This is a genomic window from Thermoleptolyngbya sp. PKUAC-SCTB121 (genome assembly GCF_016919485.1).
In the GTDB taxonomy this organism is placed as follows: Bacteria; Cyanobacteriota; Cyanobacteriia; order Elainellales; family Elainellaceae; genus Thermoleptolyngbya; species Thermoleptolyngbya sichuanensis.
On sequence record NZ_CP070366.1, the window covers coordinates 1,361,713 to 1,379,132 of the forward strand.

The 17,420-nt window shown below is 58.2% G+C and carries 16 protein-coding genes and 1 tRNA gene; 9 read left to right on the forward strand and 8 right to left on the reverse strand.

What is annotated here, in order from left to right:
- Positions 1–54 precede the first annotated feature (54 nt).
- Both rplU and rpmA read left to right on the forward strand, forming a co-directional pair.
- Entirely contained in the window at positions 55–468 is a 414-nt protein-coding gene (rplU, locus tag JTM80_RS05645) for a 50S ribosomal protein L21 (RefSeq protein WP_172357645.1), read from the forward strand.
- Positions 469–549: 81 nt separating this feature from the next.
- On the forward strand, positions 550–822 hold the full coding sequence (gene rpmA, locus JTM80_RS05650) for a 50S ribosomal protein L27 (RefSeq protein ID WP_205370756.1): 273 nt from the start codon (positions 550–552) through the stop codon (positions 820–822).
- Positions 823–1,045: 223 nt separating this feature from the next.
- Here the strand turns inward: rpmA and fabG are convergent, their stop codons facing one another.
- Positions 1,046–1,795, reverse strand: coding sequence for a 3-oxoacyl-[acyl-carrier-protein] reductase (gene fabG / locus JTM80_RS05655; RefSeq protein WP_172357641.1), 750 nt, complete (start codon positions 1,793–1,795; stop codon positions 1,046–1,048).
- Between the two features lie 275 nt (positions 1,796–2,070).
- On the opposite strand from fabG, the gene trxA reads away from it, so the two are divergent.
- Complete coding sequence (gene trxA / locus JTM80_RS05660; RefSeq protein ID WP_172357639.1) at positions 2,071–2,388, forward strand: thioredoxin; 318 nt, start codon at positions 2,071–2,073, stop codon at positions 2,386–2,388.
- Here trxA and JTM80_RS05665 read toward each other — a convergent pair.
- The 4 genes from JTM80_RS05665 to JTM80_RS05680 all read right to left on the reverse strand — a co-directional run bounded on the left by JTM80_RS05665 (position 2,385) and on the right by JTM80_RS05680 (position 6,119).
- Positions 2,385–4,082: a glycosyltransferase family 39 protein gene (locus JTM80_RS05665; protein WP_172357637.1), complete on the reverse strand. Its 1,698-nt coding sequence runs from the start codon at positions 4,080–4,082 to the stop codon at positions 2,385–2,387. The genes trxA and JTM80_RS05665 overlap by 4 nt on opposite strands.
- Positions 4,079–5,272: an aminotransferase class V-fold PLP-dependent enzyme gene (locus JTM80_RS05670; protein WP_172357635.1), complete on the reverse strand. Its 1,194-nt coding sequence runs from the start codon at positions 5,270–5,272 to the stop codon at positions 4,079–4,081. Before JTM80_RS05670 ends, JTM80_RS05665 begins: the two co-directional genes overlap by 4 nt.
- A gap of 18 nt (positions 5,273–5,290) precedes the next feature.
- A tRNA-Asn gene (locus JTM80_RS05675) sits at positions 5,291–5,362 on the reverse strand.
- Positions 5,363–5,549: 187 nt separating this feature from the next.
- Positions 5,550–6,119, reverse strand: coding sequence for an NYN domain-containing protein (locus JTM80_RS05680; protein WP_172357633.1), 570 nt, complete (start codon positions 6,117–6,119; stop codon positions 5,550–5,552).
- A 366-nt stretch (positions 6,120–6,485) separates the two neighbouring features.
- Here JTM80_RS05680 and JTM80_RS05685 point away from each other — a divergent pair, with 366 nt between their 5' ends.
- On the forward strand, positions 6,486–7,052 hold the full coding sequence (locus JTM80_RS05685) for a DUF3172 domain-containing protein (RefSeq protein WP_172357631.1): 567 nt from the start codon (positions 6,486–6,488) through the stop codon (positions 7,050–7,052).
- A 105-nt stretch (positions 7,053–7,157) separates the two neighbouring features.
- Here JTM80_RS05685 and JTM80_RS05690 read toward each other — a convergent pair whose 3' ends face one another.
- Positions 7,158–8,567: an amidase gene (locus tag JTM80_RS05690; protein ID WP_172357629.1), complete on the reverse strand. Its 1,410-nt coding sequence runs from the start codon at positions 8,565–8,567 to the stop codon at positions 7,158–7,160.
- Between the two features lie 329 nt (positions 8,568–8,896).
- Here JTM80_RS05690 and JTM80_RS05695 point away from each other — a divergent pair, with 329 nt between their 5' ends.
- From JTM80_RS05695 to JTM80_RS05715, 5 genes are all read left to right on the forward strand, one after another.
- Positions 8,897–10,411 (forward strand): DnaJ domain-containing protein, encoded by a 1,515-nt coding sequence (locus JTM80_RS05695; RefSeq protein ID WP_172357627.1) that lies wholly within the window; start codon positions 8,897–8,899, stop codon positions 10,409–10,411.
- A 189-nt stretch (positions 10,412–10,600) separates the two neighbouring features.
- Positions 10,601–11,098, forward strand: a complete 498-nt coding sequence (locus JTM80_RS05700; protein ID WP_205370758.1) for a GbsR/MarR family transcriptional regulator — start codon at positions 10,601–10,603, stop codon at positions 11,096–11,098.
- A 125-nt stretch (positions 11,099–11,223) separates the two neighbouring features.
- A complete protein-coding gene (locus tag JTM80_RS05705) occupies positions 11,224–12,555 on the forward strand; it encodes an efflux RND transporter periplasmic adaptor subunit (RefSeq protein WP_205370760.1) in 1,332 nt (443 codons plus the stop codon).
- 9 nt (positions 12,556–12,564) lie between these two features.
- Positions 12,565–13,782 carry an ABC transporter permease gene (locus JTM80_RS05710; RefSeq protein WP_205370762.1) on the forward strand — a complete coding sequence of 406 codons (1,218 nt, stop codon included), beginning with the start codon at positions 12,565–12,567 and terminating at the stop codon, positions 13,780–13,782.
- 125 nt (positions 13,783–13,907) lie between these two features.
- A complete protein-coding gene (locus tag JTM80_RS05715) occupies positions 13,908–14,627 on the forward strand; it encodes an ABC transporter ATP-binding protein (RefSeq protein WP_068511525.1) in 720 nt (239 codons plus the stop codon).
- Positions 14,628–14,803: 176 nt separating this feature from the next.
- Here JTM80_RS05715 and JTM80_RS05720 read toward each other — a convergent pair whose 3' ends face one another.
- Positions 14,804–16,180, reverse strand: coding sequence for a UDP-glucose/GDP-mannose dehydrogenase family protein (locus JTM80_RS05720; RefSeq protein ID WP_172357621.1), 1,377 nt, complete (start codon positions 16,178–16,180; stop codon positions 14,804–14,806).
- A gap of 264 nt (positions 16,181–16,444) precedes the next feature.
- Positions 16,445–17,407, reverse strand: coding sequence for a UDP-glucuronic acid decarboxylase family protein (locus JTM80_RS05725; protein ID WP_172357620.1), 963 nt, complete (start codon positions 17,405–17,407; stop codon positions 16,445–16,447).
- Positions 17,408–17,420 lie beyond the last annotated feature (13 nt).

Consider the following 17,420-nt stretch of genomic DNA (forward strand, 5'->3'; position numbering starts at 1 on the left):
ACATGGCTTAACGCCTTTCCCTGGTGCGGCCTGTACGGCGATCGCTTTACGAAAATGACCTACGCAATTGTCGAAACGAGTGGAACCCAACTGCGGGTAGAGCCGGGCCGGTTCTACGACGTGAACCGCCTGGATGTGGGCGAAAACGAAAAAGTCACCCTGGATCGGGTGCTGTTTGTTGAAAACGACGGCGAAATTTCGGTGGGGCAGCCTTTGGTGGCTGGGGCAACCGTCGAAGCGACTGTCCTGCGCCATCTGCGGGCCCGCAAAATCATCGTCTACAAGATGCGCCCCAAAAAGAAAACCCGCAAGAAGCAAGGCCATCGCCAAGATCTGACCCGCCTGATGATCGACGCGATCAACCTGGGCGGCACGACTCTGGCCGCTGCAAAGAAAACAGAAGTTGTTCAGGCGACTGAGCTGGTGGAACCTGCCCCGGAACCTGCGGCAGACGACGCAGAAGCCTAGAGGGTAAGCTGGAGCGCAGTTTCTAGTTTTGAGACGTGAGTTTGTGGATTGAGTTTGTTGATTTAGAGAAGGGCAGGAATCATGGCACACAAGAAAGGAACTGGCAGCACTCGCAACGGCCGCGACTCTAATGCACAGCGCCTTGGCGTGAAGCGCTACGGTGGACAAACCGTGACCGCAGGCAGCATCCTGGTGCGTCAGCGTGGCACCAAGGTTCACCCCGGCTTCAACGTTGGCATCGGCAGCGATGACACCCTGTTTGCGCTGATTGACGGCGTGGTGACGTTTGAGCGAAAGGGCAAGAGCCGCAAGAAGGTGAGCGTGTATCCGGCGGCGGAAACCGCGTCTGCCTAGTGTGATCAGTCGTTGAGCATCAAGTTAAGCATTGAGATAGGATTCTGGCGGGGCGATCGCCCTTTGCTCGGTTCCCTCTATTAACCTAGAAGCCTCTGAGGTCAAGCGTCGTCCTGTCGCTCACTCCCTCAGAGGCTTTTGAATTGAGGCTTTTGAATTGAAGCCTAGTCCCGAAGGTGGGGCGCTAATTTATTGCGCTAATCGGGGGTGCTAATCTAGGGCGCTAATCCATCACCATGCCGCCATCCACATTCAGCACTTGCCCGGTGATGTAGGCGGCGGCGGGGTCAGCCGCGAGAAATCGAGTTGCACCTGCGACCTCTTCGGCCTGGCCATAGCGCCCCAGCGGAATGAACTTCAAAATATCCTCGCTGTTTAGCCCGTGGGTCATGTCAGTGGCGATGAACCCAGGGGCGATCGCATTCACGGTAATCCCACGCGGGGCCAGTTCCTTGGCGACACTCTTGGTAAAGCCAATCACGCCTGCTTTGGCGGCGCTGTAGTTCGCCTGGCCGGGATTGCCCATCAGCCCCACGACCGAGCTAATGTTGATGATCCGCCCAGACTTTTGCTTCAGCATGATCTTGCTGGCGGCGCGGGTACAGAGAAACACGCCCGTCAGGTTCAGGTCGATGACGGCCTGCCAGTCCTCTGGCTTCATCCGCAGCAGCAGCGTGTCGCGGGTAATGCCTGCATTGTTTACCAGCACATCGACCCGCCCCCATTTCTCCATGACGGCGTTGAACAGCGCATCCACCTGATCCGCCTTCGACACATCGGCTTGCAGGGCAATCGCCTCGCTGCCTGCGCCCGCAATCTCCGCCACCACCGCATCGGCCGCCCCGCTGGAACTGGCGTAGTTGACGGCGACCTTTGCGCCCTCTGCGGCCAGGGCCAGGGCGATCGCCCGTCCAATTCCCCGCGATGCGCCCGTCACGATGGCGACCTGTCCTGCTAACCGTTGTATTGTCATAGCCGTTTCTCGAAAATCCAGAGTTCATCTTATCCCACAGGCGTTACGCCGTTAAGACCTGCTTTCTGGGGGGTTGTCTGGATGTCTCGCAGGCTGCACCCGCAAGACGTAACTCGTTCTAAGGCGAGTCCCGAAATCCAGAAGCGCGGGGCGGGGGCAATCCTGGCGAGAAAACCCGCCATGCATCGCCAGAAAACCGCCCCCCGTAGCCCAAAATCCTCACTAGGATGGAGGAAATAGCAGCCCCCAAGCCCTATTTAACGGAGGATGCGACGATGGCCGTCAAGAAAGCCTTTGGCAGTTTTCAAGAGATGATCGATCAGTCGGAGAAGCCCGTGCTGGTGGACTTTTATGCGACGTGGTGTGGCCCCTGCCAGATGATGGGCAAAATTCTCGAAGATGTGAACGCCCGGATGAAATCCAAGCTGCGGGTCGTGAAAATCAACACCGAAGCCTATCCAGATTTGGCCTCAAAGTACCAGGTCTACGCGCTGCCGACGCTGGTGCTGTTTAAGCAGGGGCAGCCTGTGGATCGGATTGAGGGTGTGTTGACTGCGCCACAGCTCATGCAGCGCCTTGCCGCAAAGATCTAGCCCTCGCAGCGGAGGTGGTGCAGCCGATAGCCGTCTTCCGTGCCGTCGTCTAGCACGGTGCAGTTTTGTTGTGCCAGTTCCCGAAGCAGCGCCGGACGCTGGGGAATTTCGATATTCAGCAGCCAGAGGTCGAACGGGCGGGGCTGGGGTGCGACAGCGCTGAGAATACTGGGGGCGATCGCCGCTCTGGGGGACTCCTGATGCGCCAGCAGAAAACGCGGTTCGGGGCCATCGGCAAACTGCGATCGCCATGACCACGCCACGCCCATCAGCCGACCCGTTTGCCCATGCGTGCGGTGGGCGATCGCCACCAGAGCGGGAAAGCGGGTATTCTCCCGAATCCGCTGAGCCAGCAGGTCGGGCCGGTGCGTTTTTTGGAAGCCCAGGTTCGCCAGCACCGTAAGGCTGCCCAGCAGCCCCAGCAGGGCTACCAGAAGAATTACCCGCCGCTGCCCCTGTTGCCACAGGGCCGCGAATCCTCCTGCAACCAGCACCATGACCGCCGGGTAAACCACAAACTGATAGCGAAATGCCACGGTCAGGTCGCGCTGAAAGCCATAGGTGATCAGCAAAAACAGGGCGATCGCACTTAGCACCACGCCCCCCAGCGGCAGGACGGAATCAGGCGTTTTCTGAACCTGGAGCCGCAGGCCAGCCGTGAGTTTGGCAGCCGTCCACAGCGCCAGCCCCACCAGCGCCAGCACCGAGGCATAGGCGACAGTCGGCGGCGTTGCTTGGACAGGCAGCAAATAAAGCATACTGACCAGCCCGCTGAGCAATTGCCCCAGGGGAGTGAGCCACGCCAGCCCCGTGCGATCGCGCCGCACGATCCAGCGGGTTAGCTCCGATTCTTGCGTGCCCTGAAGCGTTGGCAGCCACACCAACCCACTGAGCAGCGTGCCCCCCCCCACCGCCAGCACTCGCCGCCAGCCCGCATTCAGGCGAAATTTGCCCTGCCGGAGTTGAAAGAGCGCCAATCCGACTAGGGTCAACGCTTCGGCAGCAAGGGCGATCGCCACAAAATAATGCGTCGCCAGCCCCAGCCCGTTCACCAAAATCCACGCGCCGCAGAGCCAGAGCGCTGGCACTCTCTCGGTTTGCAAAGCGCGAACGGTCGCCAGCAGGCAAGCCAGGGAGGCCATCACCCACAGCACAGGCAGCGTGTAGTGCCGCGCCTCCTGCGCCAGATACACGCCAAAGGGCGACACCGCCATGAGCAGGGCAGTCAGGTGGGCAGCGGGGCGAGTGCGAAAGGCCAGCCAGCCCAGCCCAAAGGCAGCGGGAATCGTCAGCGTGCCGAAGAAGGCAGAGAGCGATCGCACGCCCCACAGCGAGACATACCCTCCATCGGGAGAAAACAGCCGCAGCCAGAGGTGCGTCAGCGCAAAATACAGCGGCGGATGGTTGCTCTCGCTCAGCAGGGTTTGCACTACATCGCCCTCGCCTGCATTGGGATTGGGCACGAGCGGCTGCATCAGGTCTGATAGAGAAATCACGCGGTCTAGCGGCACGGTGCGGAAGCTGTTGCCCAGGCTAAACACCATCGTGGAAAATTCGTCCGTCCAGGGGGCTTTGTCCGACAGGCGGGCAAACCGCAGCGCCAGCCCCAGCAGCGTCCACCCCAACAGCCAGAGGAGCGATCGCCCCTGGGTGGCAAGTCGATTTCTGAACATGGCATCAGGGCGATCGGTCACTGGGGTTTGGCAAGCAATAGCGCAAGGACATCTGCCAACCGATCATAGTCTGCGGGCGTGTTGTAAAGCTGCGCCGACAGGCGAATCAGCCGATTAGACACGCCCTGCCAGGGGATCACGGGAATTTCAATGGCGTGGTCTTCTACTAGCGCCCGGTAGAGTGAGTCGGCATCGCCCTCCGGCAGGGGCAGCGTCGCCATCGAGCCGATCATCTCGTCGGGACAGGGCAACCCCAACCCCAACCGCTGGCTCAGCCGTTCTCGCGCCCACAGCGCCAGCGCCCGGTTTTGCGCCATGATGTCTGCCCAGCCGCCGGGCAGCAGCGTCGCCAGGTACAGAATCGCCGTGCCCACGCAGAGAAACGGCGTGGGGTCGCCTGTGCCTGTCCAGTCAAATTCCAGATGAAAGAAGGGGCGATCGCGCCGGGGAGAATTGGCTCCGTGGCTAATCACCAGCGGCCGAATGCAATCGCGCCGATCAGCCCGCACATAGAGAAATGCCGCTCCTTTGGGCGCACAGAGCCACTTGTGGCAGTTGCCTGTGTAATAGGCCGCACCCAGGTCGTTCAGCGCCAGCGGAATCATGCCAGGTGCATGGGCCCCGTCTACCAGCGTGTCGATGCCCTGATCCGCAAGCGCCCGAATCAGCGGCGAAATCGGCAACACCAGCGCCGTCTGGCTAGACACATGGTCGATCAGCAACAGCCGGGTTCGGTTAGAGACCTTGCTCAACACGCGCTCGACCACCTGTGCGGGGCTGCTCAGCGGAAAGGGAATGTCTGCTACCACGACCGTTGCGCCGCTCCGCTGGGCGACAAACTCTAGCGCATTGCGAGAGGCGTTGTACTCGTGGTTCGTGGTCAGCAGTTCGTCGCCAGGGCGAAACGAGAGCGATCGCAGCACGGTGTTCACGCCCGTCGTGGCATTGGGCACAAAGGCTAAATCGGCGGGACTCGCCCCCACAAACGCCGCCAGCACCGCCCGCGACTCGTCTAGCAAGGGTTCGAGCGATCGCCCAAAGAACTGCACGGGCTGCGCCTCTAGCTGCTGCCGAAGCGCCTGCTGCCGCTGCTGCACGGCCAGCGGACACGCGCCAAAGGAGCCGTGGTTCAGGAATGTAAAAGCAGGGTCTAACCCCCAGACCTTTCGCCAGCCCTGACTCGACGCATCAACCACCGCAGAAGAGAGCATGGCACAGGATTCAAAAAACTCCCCAGGCTGGATTCGAACCAGCGACCAATCGGTTAACAGCCGACCGCTCTACCACTGAGCTACTGAGGAACGCGAATCTCATATTAGCAGATCAAAACGGCCGATTGGCAAGGGCGAACCGCAGTTTTTTTGAGATTTTTTTGGAGGAGTGTTTTTGGAGCCATTGGGAAGAAGGGAAAATGAAGAACGAAAAACGAAGAAAGAAGAACGAAAAGAGAAGCGGGAGAGATGGAGGCTTGGGGTGCTGAAAGGCAATTTAGGGCTGTTCAGGCTCCAACTCCCCAAACCGGAGCCGAGAGAGTTTTTCACGCGCCTGTGGGTCGAGGGAGTTGGCCAGGAAGCGGCCGGGCGATCGCCCCTTGGTAAACTGTCGCTGCCGCACCCGCCGCTCTGCCGCCTCCACGTCCGAAAGGAGCCGTTGGGCGGACATCAGTTCTGCGCCGTAGCCAATGACCGTCTGCTGCTGCGCCCGGTCAGAGGTGGCCACAATCAGCCGCTGCTCATATTTCCGCAGATCGTTGCGAAAGCGAGAGCAGGCTAGTTCGATAAAGGTATCTGCCGTTTGCTGAAAGTCGGTATAGCAGATGCAGAGATTTTCGGTGATAATTTCGCGGCTGCCCGGCGTGTCCTGATATTGCGCGTCGAACACGACCTGCGTGTTAAAGCCCTGAAAGGCGCTGTAGCCCACCAGCGATTCCACCAGCCCGCGCCGCGCTTCTTCTAGCCCGTGGCGATCGCGCAGTTGCCGCAGCACGTCCCAGGCTCCAATCACGTTGTAGCCATCGACGAGCAAAATTGCCTGATATACGGGGCGGCGACGGGGCATGGCAGAGTGCGGAGTGCGACAGTGGCGAACCAGTGACGAACGAATGGCGAACCAATGGCGAACGAGTGGCAAACCAGTGGCAAACCAGTGGCAAACCAGAACGCAGCGTTAAATCATTCCAAAGCCGTGATAGCCAGGTATTACCTCTTCTTATATGATGCCCGGTTTTGTTGCAATTCGTAAACCGCTGCCGTTGTTTCCTAGAATCTCGAAACTCTCGACTTGCCCCTTTCCCCAAACCCTGTTTTTCGATTCCTGTCCCCGTGCCTGTCGATTTCCCAAGCGAGGCACTAAACTGGATGAAAGGATTGGGCAAACCACCAGTCCTCGCTTCTTCAGTCCTTGTGCTTTTCCAGATATTTCCCTATGGCACGTAGACCCAAGGCACCCCAGCGTCCCCCCTCTTCCCGCTACATGGATGACGAACCCAAGCGATCGCCCCTCGGCTCAGCCATTAACTACGGCACAGCCATGCTGATGGCTGCCGTGTTGATTCTGGGCATCGGGCTTGGCATTGCCTTTAGCTCGACAGCAAACTTTGGCACTGAGAACGTCGCCTCGCGGGAAGTGATCGACCGCAGCGCCCCCAATGCCGATATCTGCGTGCAATACGGAGCCAGCGCCATCACGATGGATATGCGGGCGTTTTTGACGCTAAACCCGTTTAGCGTGTACGTGTCGCGTCCGGTGATGCAGCCCGGCTGCGTGCTGCGGAGTAGCAACTGGTCGATTTTGGAAAAGGCGAACGTGGTAAACGCGCAGGAAGTAAATGAGTGCCGTCGCCGTTTGAATACCTTCGGCTTTACGGGCGACATCCAGAAGGGTGGCGAGAATGTGCGCGTCACCTGCATTTACCAAAACGACTCTGCCCAAAACCTGTTCCTGGATCAGTCTGGACTTACCGGCACGCCACGAGAAACCGGTCGGTTCTAGGTTCGTCGGAGTCTAAGCTCGAAAGTCTCCAATTCAGAGCATTGTTTGCGGGGCTGGCCAAGGGGTCAGCCCTGCTTTACAGCAAAATTTGCAGGAAAACCCGTTCTAGGTGGTGGCGATCGCCGGCCGGTGCTGAATCCACGGCTGGTCTTGCTCTAGCTGTGCTGCCAGGGAAATGAGCGTCACTTCGTCGGCGGGTCGCCCCACAAGTTGAACACCGATAGGCAATCCGGTTTCGGTGAATCCCGTCGGGAGGGCAATGCCCGGTTGCCCAGTCGCGTTCAAGATGGGGCTGGGCGCAACCCAGTGGACGATGTTTTGAAACATTTTGTGGGCAGGCAGGCTGGCCCATTCCCCCACGCGAATCGTGGGGTGGAGAAACACGGGAAACAGGGCGGCATCGTAGGGCAACAGCGTTGCGACAATCTGGCGAGCGGCGATCTGCATCTGGTTCACTGCGGTCAGGTATTGTCCGGCACTGCGTTTGCGCGATCGCCAGTAGAGCCAGCGATTCAGCTTGCCCATCACAAACCACGGCACGCCGACGTCTACGCCCGTTTGCCAAACAGCGATCAGCGGCTCCACCAATTGATTCAGGTCAATCTGCACAGGTTCGACCGTGTGGCCCAGCGCCTCCAGTTGCTTTGCCGTGTCCAGCACGGCCTGGGTGCAGGCGGCATCGGCAGCCCCGATGGGCGAAAAGTCCGTAGTATAGCCAATCCGCAGGCGACCGGGCGATCGCCCTACTGCTGCCAGGAAACTGGGTTCGGGATCGGGCAGCCAGTAGGGATCGCCCACGGTATAGCCCGCCATTACGTCCAGCAGGGCTGCGGCATCTGCCACCGTGCGGGCGATGGGGCCATCGGTAGACAGCCCGTTCATGCGATCGCCCACCGGAGCTAGCGACACCCGCCCTCGTGCGGGCTTTAGCCCCACCAGCCCGCAGCAAAACGCGGGCCCGCGAATCGAGCCGCCGCCATCTGTGCCCTGGGCGATCGCCGCCAAACCCGCCGCCACCGAGGCCGCCGCGCCGCCGCTAGAGCCACCCGGTGTATAGTCCGGATTCCAGGGATTGCGGGCGGGTGGAAAGCCGCGTGGCTCCGTAAAGGGCGTGGAGCCAATCTCTGAGGTGGCTGTTTTGCCCAGAAGCACGAAGCCCGCCTGCCGCAGCCGCGTCACCACGCCCGCATCTTCGGCAGCGACTCGATTCTTTGCCACGCTCAAACCATAGCTACAGCACTCACCCGCCACCGGGGTCAGATCTTTAATAGAGATAGGAACCCCCAAAAACGGCGGCAGTTCACTGGGGTCTGCCTGGAGGAGCCGCTCGGTCTGGTCTTTTGCCGTGGCGATCGCCGCCTCGGCCATCACGGTGAAATAGCTGCCCAGCAAGGGATTGAGCCGCTCGATCCGCTCCAGGTATAGCTCTACCAATTCCAGAGGCGACACCTCGCGGCTCCGAATCAGACGGGCCTGTTCTAGCGCTGGGGTAAAGGCAAGGTCAACGGCATTCATGGGTGGCGACGTTCAGTAAGGAGCGACTTCTGATGACTCTAGCAAGGCCGCTCCCAAATTCCTGCAACAGCAGGACAGATTTTCTCATAGCCCACAATTTGCGTCTGCTGTCCTACTTGCCCTATCTGATACTTGCCCTATCTGAATTGAGCCATTGCGCTTGTTCAGATTACTCGCTCCTGATTGCCCGCTCCTGATTGCCCCGTTCTGATTTCCCACTCCTGATTGCCCACTCACGATTCCTGTGAATACTAGACCATGCCACCCGATCGGCAACCCCTGGCAGGACAACCCGCAGGTCATCCGTGTGCCAACTGAAGTATCGAAATATGGCAGAAATTCAGTCCTATTACGAGCGTCTTGATCTCAAAGTTGGCGCATCCGAAGCCGACGTAAAGGCCGCCTATCGGGCCCTGGCAAAGCGCTGGCATCCCGATCAGTTTCGTGATCCTCAACAAAAGAAACAGGCCGAAGAGGAACTCAAAAAAATCAATGAAGCCTATCAAAAAATCAAGGCGTTTCTAATCGAAAATCCCTCTCCTCAAACCGAGGCAGGAGGACAGTCTCAAGAGCGCGAAAACTCAGACCCAACCGCAAATCATTCGTCATCTAAATCCTCGTCGGCACAGACCAAAATCTACACTTCAGGGGCATCGGCCGCAGAAGCGCTTTACCAGATGGGGGCTGAATTGACCAAGGCCGGAAAATATGAAGAGGCGATCGCCCATTTCAGCAGCGCTATCAAGCTCAATCCCAACTATGCAGAAGCCTATCGACATCGGGGCTTTGTCTATTCTTTGATGGGGTTAGAGCTAGGGGCAGAATCAGACCTGAGAAAAGCAAAAGCACTAGGACTTACGTCCCAAAACCGTACCTCCCGATCGGATCGAACGGCTCAATCTGAACCCGAAATTGTTTCCGAAGTTCTGACTCCAGAAAACTCCAAAAGTCAAATTTGGCAGTGGGTTCATCCCCTGGAGCCACATCATGATGAAGTCACAGGTCTGTTATTTTCCCCAAATGGAAAGAGCCTGATCAGCGCTAGCAAAGACGGATCAATTCAGCTTTGGAATCCGCTAAAAGGCACCTTATTGGTTACATTAGAAACCCGATCAGCGGCAATCGCCTCGCTGGCTCTTAGCGCAAATGGCGAAATTCTAGCCAGCGCTAATGCCATGCCTGAAGTCAAACTCTGGCATTTGCGGACGGGCGCTTTGCTCAAAACGCTCAGACCCAATGCAGAGGCGATCGCCGACATCACCTTTCATCCGCATCAGCCGATTCTAATCGTCGCCAGCAAAGACGGCAGCATTACCTTTTGGGATTTGCGATCGGGCAAGTTGGTGAAAGGCTTGAACTGGCAAAAAACATCCGTTTCTGCCCTCGAAATTAACCCCGACGGACGCACCCTGGCGATCGCCAGCGGCAACGGTTCTCTGGTGCTTTGGAACCTGAGCTTGAACCGCCCGATGCGGACGCTGGATTGGCCCTGCGGTGGCATTTCAGCGATGACCTTCACGGCAGATGATTCGCGGTTAATTTTGGGCTGTCAGGATCGCACCCTGCGAATCTGGGACAGGGTGGGCGATCGCCTTGTGGCAACGCTTGCTGGTCACGCGGCCGCCGTCACGGGCATCTCGTCGGGTCATAGCCGAAACGCGGTGGCTAGTGGTGGCGATCGCACGGTTCGCCTGTGGAATGTAGAAACCAGACAGCTTCTCGCCGTGCTGGACGGGCACGAAGCCGCCGTCACCGCTGTTGGTTTTCTGGAACCGCAGCGCATCCTGGCCAGCGGCAGTGCCGACGGCTCGATCCTGATCTGGCGCAGAACAGACGAGCCGTGATCCCATTGCTGCCAGCAAATTCCTCCGGTCAGGTGAGGATATCCGGAGGAGCCGTCAGGAATGTCTTCAGGTTAAAGTGAAGCTATGGGGAGAAATGCTTACCTTCCTAATTATTTATTCAAAAAGTTCAGTGATTACTGAACATTCCAAACTGAGGGCGATTCGTGTTAAGTATCGTTAAGATCTAACGTGAGGTGGAAGCCGTTGAACCGAGAGCAGCCGTTCGAGCATACGCATTTTGTCGAAGAAGTGGGGCTGATGTTTGAACTGATTGGGCTGCCCCGCATGGCCGGGCGCATCTTTGGCTGGCTGCTGATTTCTCAACCGCCGCACCAGTCCAGTGGCGAACTGGCGGAGGTGCTGCAAGCCAGCAAAGGGTCCATTAGCTCGATGACGCGCCTGCTGATCCAGCTTGGGCTGATTGAGCGACTGCCGCTGCCGGGCGATCGCCGCGATTTTTTTCAGATCAAGCCCCACGCCTGGTCACAGCTTCATGAACAGCAGCTTGCCCGCATCGCCGCCTTCCGCAAGCTCTCCGAACGCGGCCTCGACCTGCTCAAAACCCAGCCGCCCGAATCCCAGCAGCGCCTCCGCGAAATGCACGACTACCATGCCTTTTGGGAGCAAGAGCTGCCCCGTGTGCATCAGCGCTGGATTGAGCATCGCCGAAAGATGGCGGTGGAGTAGTAGCAGATGACCAAAATGAGAGGACTGCTAGCCCCCTTTTAATTTTGTTTCTCATCCCCTCTGCGAATCTCTCAATCCTCCCAATTCCAACACCCCCAATCCCTAACCCAATCCCTAAAATGACCATGCGACTCCCTATGATCGGCAAAGTTCAGCCCAGCAATCCCTGGCTGTGGGGATTGGTAGCGGCGGGTTTGATTGGCACGGGTACGACGGCGGCGCTGGTGGCGCGACAGAGTGCGACGATTCCTGATGTGGCGGCGCTGACGGTGCCCGTGGAATCGCAAGCCCTGACGGTGCGAATTACCGCCAACGGCAGGGTGCAGCCTGTGCAAACGGTGAATATCAGCCCCAAGGCGACGGGTATTTTGCGAGAACTGCTGGTGGAACAGGGCGATCGCGTCCGGGAAGGGCAGATCATCGCCCGCATGGAGAGTGAAGACGTGGCGGCGCGAATGATGCAGGCGCGGGCCCAGGTTGCCGAAGCGCAGGCCCGACTGGCAGAAGTGCGATCGGGCAATCGTCCCGAAGAAATTGCCCAGCGCCAGGCCGAAGTGGAGCGGGCCCGGGCCCAGGTGCGCGATGCCGAAACCCGCGTGCAGTTGGCGAATCAGCGGCTAGAGCGGAACCGATCGCTGGCCAGCCAGGGCGCAATTTCCCGCGATGCGCTGGATGAAGTGGTGCGTGAAGCCAACAGTGCCCGCGCCAACCTGGAGCAAACCCAGGCCAGCCTGCGGGCCGCGGAGCAGAGCCTGAATCTGTCTCGCAACGGCAGCCGCGCCGAAGACATTGCCCAGGCAGAAGCCCAGTTGGCCAGCGCCTTAGGCAATCTCCGCAGCGTAGAAGTGCAGCAAGAGGACACAGTGCTGCGGGCCCCCTTTGACGGCATTGTGACTCAGAAATATGCGACGGAGGGGGCGTTCGTCACGCCGACGACTTCGGCTTCGGACGCAACTTCTGCTACTTCGACCGCGATTGTGGCGATCGCCAGCGGGCTAGAAATCCTGGCAGATGTGCCAGAGGTAGACATCGGGCAAATTCGCCCCGGCCAAACGGTAGAAATTCGTGCCGATGCCCTGCCTAATCAGGTGTTCACGGGTGAAGTGCGGCTGGTGGCTCCGGAGGCGGTGGTGCGGCAAAACGTCACCTCCTTTCAGGTGCGGATTCGCCTGCTGACGGGGCAAGACAGGTTGCTGTCGGGCATGAATGTGGATCTGGACTTTTTGGGCGATCGCCTCGATAGCGCGGTCGTGGTTCCGACGGTGGCGATCGTCACGAAGGATGGGCAGAACGGGGTGCTGGTTCCCGGTGAGCGAAATCGACCCGAATTTCGCCCTGTTACGCTGGGCACTGCCGTCGGCAACCAGACCCAGATTCTAGACGGCATCGAACCGGGCGATCGCGTCTTTATCGATTTGCCCCCGCAGTATGCCCGCGAGTGGATGCAGCCGCAATAGGGAGGATCTATGGACTTACTCGAAAGCACCGCAATGGCGGTGAAAACCCTCAAAGCCAATAAGCTCCGCAGTGCGTTGACCATGCTGGGCATCATCATTGGGAATGCCTCGGTGATTACGATGGTGGGCGTGGGCCAGGGGGCGCAGCGCTATGCGTCCGAACAGTTTGAGTCGCTGGGGCCGAACGTGCTGTTTGTGATTCCCGGCAGTGACTCGTCTCGTCAGCGCACGCTAGAAACACCGCGCACCCTGACGCTAGAAGATGCAGAGGCGATCGCCTCCCAGGTTCCCACGGTCATCGGCGTTGCGCCCCAACTGCAAACCCAGCAGACCGTCACCCAAGGCAACCGCCGCACCAGCGCCCTAATCGTGGGCACGACTCCTGAATTCAGCACAGTGCGGAGCTTCCCAGTGGCACGGGGTCGCTTCCTCACGGATATGGACGTGCAGCGGGGAAACCGCTCGGTGGCGCTGGGGGCTGACCTGGCCCGCAGCCTGTTTGGCGACGCTGACCCGCTGGGGCAAACGATTCGGATTAAAAATCTCACCTTTCAGGTCGTGGGCGTGATGGAGGCGAAGGGCGCATTCTTAGGTAATAACCAGGATGACGTGGCCTATATCCCCATCACCACCATGTCGTCGCAGATTACAGGCAACTCGTCGCCCTACGGCACAGAAGTCACCTTTATTTCCATCATGTCGCGGGATGAGCAGTCCATTGGTGCGGCCCAGTTTCAGGTGACGAATCTGCTTCGATTGCGCCACAGAATCGTATCTGAAGATGACTTTACGGTTCGCAGCCAAAAAGACGCGCTGGAGATTGTGGGCAATGTTACCGGGGCGCTGACCATCATGCTGGCGGCGATCGCCGGAATTTCGCTCCTCGTCGGCGGCATCGGCATCATGAACATCATGCTCGTCTCTGTCCGCGAGCGCACCCAGGAAATCGGCCTCAGGAAGGCAATCGGCGCATCCCAGCAAGACATTCTGGTGCAGTTTATGATCGAGGCAACCATCCTGGCCGTGCTGGGCGGCGTGGCAGGAACCCTGATCGGCATCGGCGGTGTGTCCCTAGCCGGTGCGCTGACCCCGCTCAAGGCGGGCGTTTCTCCCACCGCCATTCTTCTAGCGGTGGGTGTATCGGGTGGCATAGGCCTCTTCTTCGGCGTGGTTCCCGCCCGCCAGGCCGCCAAGCTTGACCCCATTGTTGCCCTCCGCAGTGCCTAACTGTGCCTAACTGTGCCTAACTTATGCCTACTTAACTGTGCCTAACTGCGCCTAACTCGTGTTGGCGTGGTAGGGTTCCGGCTCCACTGCGCCAACACCTCACCTTCCTAAAATCCCCTTTTCCTATGCAGCCCATCATCCGCCTCGAGCACATCTCCAAAGTCTACGGTTCTGGCAATACGGAAGTCCGCGCCCTGTCGGATGTGAACCTGACGGTCGAAGCAGGGGAATATTGCTCCATCATGGGGCCCTCGGGTTCTGGCAAGTCCACGGCGATGAACGTGATCGGCTGTCTCGATCGCCCTACGTCTGGCAGCTATTACCTGGACGGAACCGATGTGGCGGGTTTGGATGATACGGAACTGGCCCACGTCCGAAATCGCAAGATTGGCTTTGTGTTTCAACAATTCCACCTGCTGCCGCAACTCACTGCCATCGAGAATGTGATGCTGCCAATGGTTTATGCAGGCGTGCCTGTACGCGAGCGCCAGGAGCGGGCCGCCGAAGCGCTAACCCGTGTGGGTCTGGAAAACCGCATGAACAACCGCCCCAATCAGCTTTCGGGAGGACAGCAACAACGGGTGGCGATCGCCCGCGCTATTGTAAACCGTCCTGTCTTGCTGCTAGCCGACGAGCCGACGGGTGCCCTCGACTCACACACCACTCAAGAAGTGATGAATATCTTTCAGGAGCTAAATGCAAGTGGCATCACAGTGGTCATGGTGACGCATGAACCAGAGGTGGCTCGACTCACTCGCCGCGTGGTCTGGTTCCGCGACGGGCAGGTCATCCATGCCAACATGGCTCCGTCAGACATCGCTCAAGTGTCCGTTGCGCCTGTCTAAGCGGTTCTCACCCGGGGCGAAACCTGAAATTGCACCTGACAAGAACCCAGTACAAAAAAACAAAAAGACCTTGCGAGAATTCTCAGCAAGGTCTTGATGCTTTCTAGCTTGATTGGAGGTTCAATCGGGCAGGATCAGCTGCGAACTAGCTGGCGGCCGACTCCCTCATCCCAGATCTAGCGACCAATGCCCACATAGCGGAAACCAGCTTTCTCAATCGCTTCTTGATCAAGATAGTTCCGTCCGTCGATCAGGATGGGGCTGTTCATCAGGGTTGCCATCTTGGTATAGTCGAGCGTCTTAAACTGGCTCCAGTCCGTCACTAGCACCAGCGCATCGCAGCCATCCGCCAGACGCTCCGGATCGGTTTCCACAATCACGTTCGACAAGCCGTGGCGCATTCCGGTCTGAGATACCAACGGATCATACGCTTTGACCTTTGTGCCCAAACGAGTCAGATGCTCGATGATAGTCAGCGCAGGCGCATCGCGCATGTCGTCGGTGTCAGGCTTAAAGGTCAAGCCCAGCAGGCCCACCGTCTTGCCCTTCAGAATCTTCAGCACTTGCTGGAGTTTCTCAACCGCAATCAAGCGCTGGCGGTCGTTAACGCTCACAGCAGCCTTTAGAAGCTGAGCTTCATAACCGTAATCATCCGCCGTGTGAACCAACGCCGCAACGTCTTTGGGGAAGCAAGAGCCGCCCCAGCCGATGCCTGCTTGCAGGAACTTGCCGCCGATGCGCGAGTCCAGACCAATGCCTTTGGCGACCTGGGTTACGTCCGCACCCACGCGATCGCAGATATTTGCCACTTCGTTGATGAAGCTAATCTTGGTTGCCAGGAATGCATTGGCAGCGTACTTCACCATCTCTGCCGAACTGAGGTCAGTCACGACCACGGGCACCGTCGGGCCAGATTTGTCTTCCGCAAACTGACGAGCCACAATCGGCGCATATAGTTCCTTCATCATCGAGATGGCGCGGGAGCTATTGCTACCTAGCACAATCCGATCTGGGTTGAAGGTGTCATACACCGCGCAACCTTCTCGTAGAAATTCGGGGTTGCTGACTACATCGAAGGCCACATCCGGCTCTGCCACCGCCACGCCACCGCCAGCCGTAGCCACCTGACGCTCTAAAACGCCATCCATAACAATCATACGAACCCAGTCGCCGGAGCCAATCGGCACTGTTGACTTGTTCACAATCACCTTGTAGCCGCTGTTCAGGTGTGCCCCAATCCCACGCGCCACGGCTTCGACATAGCGGGTATCGCTCTCTCCGGTCGGTAGCGGAGGCGTACCCACTGCAATAAACAAAATCTCGCCATGTTCCACACCCTTGGCCAGATCAGTGGTGAACTCAATCCTGCCTTCCTGAATGCAGGCGGTCATTAGCTCAGAGAGTCCAGGCTCGAAAATGGGCGACTGCCCGGACTTCATCAGCTTGACCTTTTCTTCGTTGTTGTCCACACAAATTACGTCATGCCCAATGTGAGACAAGCAAACACCTGTCACCAAGCCGACGTAGCCTGTACCGATAACACACACGCGCATGGGCAGTACCTCATTTATTCAACTGCTGACGATGGACAAGGGAAACGCATCTCGAACAACAAATCTCGAGCAATAAAAATTCCTACAAGATGCAGTCAAAAGCGCTCCAGATCTAAAACGCCCAGGTAGGACAAGCTGTGTAGCCCATCAAAGCTACCGTGAGGCAGGATCAAAGGACTTGGCGGGGCACCCCTCTACAAGACTGGCTCGTGAACCCAGTAAGAGGCTTCAGAGATTCTGGGGAACCCTGGGCAACCAGCCCCGCTAGTGTGAGGAAACCGAGGGAACTTTAGCGACGCGATCGCCCAGACGAGTCCGAAAATCCTCAATCGTAAGCCGTAGCCCGTCTGCCAGAGGCACCGTCGGCTGCCAGCCTAGATGCGTCTTGGCACGGGTAATGTCGGGCTGACGACGACGAGGATCGTCCTGGGGCAACGGCTCAAACTTGAGGGCTACGTCAGGGTTGATCATGGATTGCACCGTTTGAGCCAGTTGCAAAATGGTGTACTCCTCAGGATTCCCCAAATTAACCGGGCCCATAAAATCACCATTCATCAGGCGAATCAGTCCGTCTACCAAGTCTGAGACATAGCAGAAGCTCCGGGTTTGCGACCCGTCGCCGTAGACCGTTAGCGGCTTGCCTTTCAGGGCTTGCACCACAAGGTTGCTAACCACCCGACCGTCGTTTTCCAGCATCCGGGGGCCATAGGTATTGAAAATCCGAGCAACCCGAATTTCCACATCGTTCTGGCGATGATAGTCAAACGCCAGCGTTTCTGCGACCCGCTTTCCTTCGTCGTAGCAACTGCGAATCCCAATGGGGTTCACATTGCCGCGATATTCCTCCACCTGGGGATGAATTTCTGGGTCTCCGTAAACCTCAGAAGTGGATGCCAATAGGAATCGAGCTTTGATCCGCTTGGCCAGCCCCAGCATATTTAGAGTTCCCATGACGTTGGTCTTAATCGTCTTTACGGGGTTGTATTGATAGTGAACCGGGGATGCGGGGCAGGCCAGGTGATAGATCTGATCGACTTCTAGCCGGATGGGTTCAGTGATGTCGTGGCGAATCAGCTCGAAAAACGGACTATCGATCCAGCGAAGAATATTTCGCTTGTCACCTGTATAAAAGTTGTCTAAACAAATCACCTCATGCCCCTCTGCCATGAGGCGATCAATCAGGTGAGAACCAATGAACCCTGCACCACCCGTCACTAAAATTCGCATAGTTACCACCGTA

Excerpts from the sequence above, each read along its gene's own strand:
- fabG (WP_172357641.1), bottom strand. The coding sequence starts at position 1,795 with ATGACAATACAACGGTTAGCAGGACAGGTCGCCATCGTGACGGGCGCA.
- rplU (WP_172357645.1), top strand. The coding sequence starts at position 55 with ATGACCTACGCAATTGTCGAAACGAGTGGAACCCAACTGCGGGTAGAG.
- JTM80_RS05705 (WP_205370760.1), top strand. The coding sequence starts at position 11,224 with ATGCGACTCCCTATGATCGGCAAAGTTCAGCCCAGCAATCCCTGGCTG.
- JTM80_RS05670 (WP_172357635.1), bottom strand. The coding sequence starts at position 5,272 with ATGCTCTCTTCTGCGGTGGTTGATGCGTCGAGTCAGGGCTGGCGAAAG.
- JTM80_RS05695 (WP_172357627.1), top strand. The coding sequence starts at position 8,897 with ATGGCAGAAATTCAGTCCTATTACGAGCGTCTTGATCTCAAAGTTGGC.
- JTM80_RS05685 (WP_172357631.1), top strand. The coding sequence starts at position 6,486 with ATGGCACGTAGACCCAAGGCACCCCAGCGTCCCCCCTCTTCCCGCTAC.
- trxA (WP_172357639.1), top strand. The coding sequence starts at position 2,071 with ATGGCCGTCAAGAAAGCCTTTGGCAGTTTTCAAGAGATGATCGATCAG.
- rpmA (WP_205370756.1), top strand. The coding sequence starts at position 550 with ATGGCACACAAGAAAGGAACTGGCAGCACTCGCAACGGCCGCGACTCT.
- JTM80_RS05725 (WP_172357620.1), bottom strand. The coding sequence starts at position 17,407 with ATGCGAATTTTAGTGACGGGTGGTGCAGGGTTCATTGGTTCTCACCTG.
- JTM80_RS05720 (WP_172357621.1), bottom strand. The coding sequence starts at position 16,180 with ATGCGCGTGTGTGTTATCGGTACAGGCTACGTCGGCTTGGTGACAGGT.
- JTM80_RS05710 (WP_205370762.1), top strand. The coding sequence starts at position 12,565 with ATGGACTTACTCGAAAGCACCGCAATGGCGGTGAAAACCCTCAAAGCC.
- JTM80_RS05715 (WP_068511525.1), top strand. The coding sequence starts at position 13,908 with ATGCAGCCCATCATCCGCCTCGAGCACATCTCCAAAGTCTACGGTTCT.
- JTM80_RS05680 (WP_172357633.1), bottom strand. The coding sequence starts at position 6,119 with ATGCCCCGTCGCCGCCCCGTATATCAGGCAATTTTGCTCGTCGATGGC.
- JTM80_RS05690 (WP_172357629.1), bottom strand. The coding sequence starts at position 8,567 with ATGAATGCCGTTGACCTTGCCTTTACCCCAGCGCTAGAACAGGCCCGT.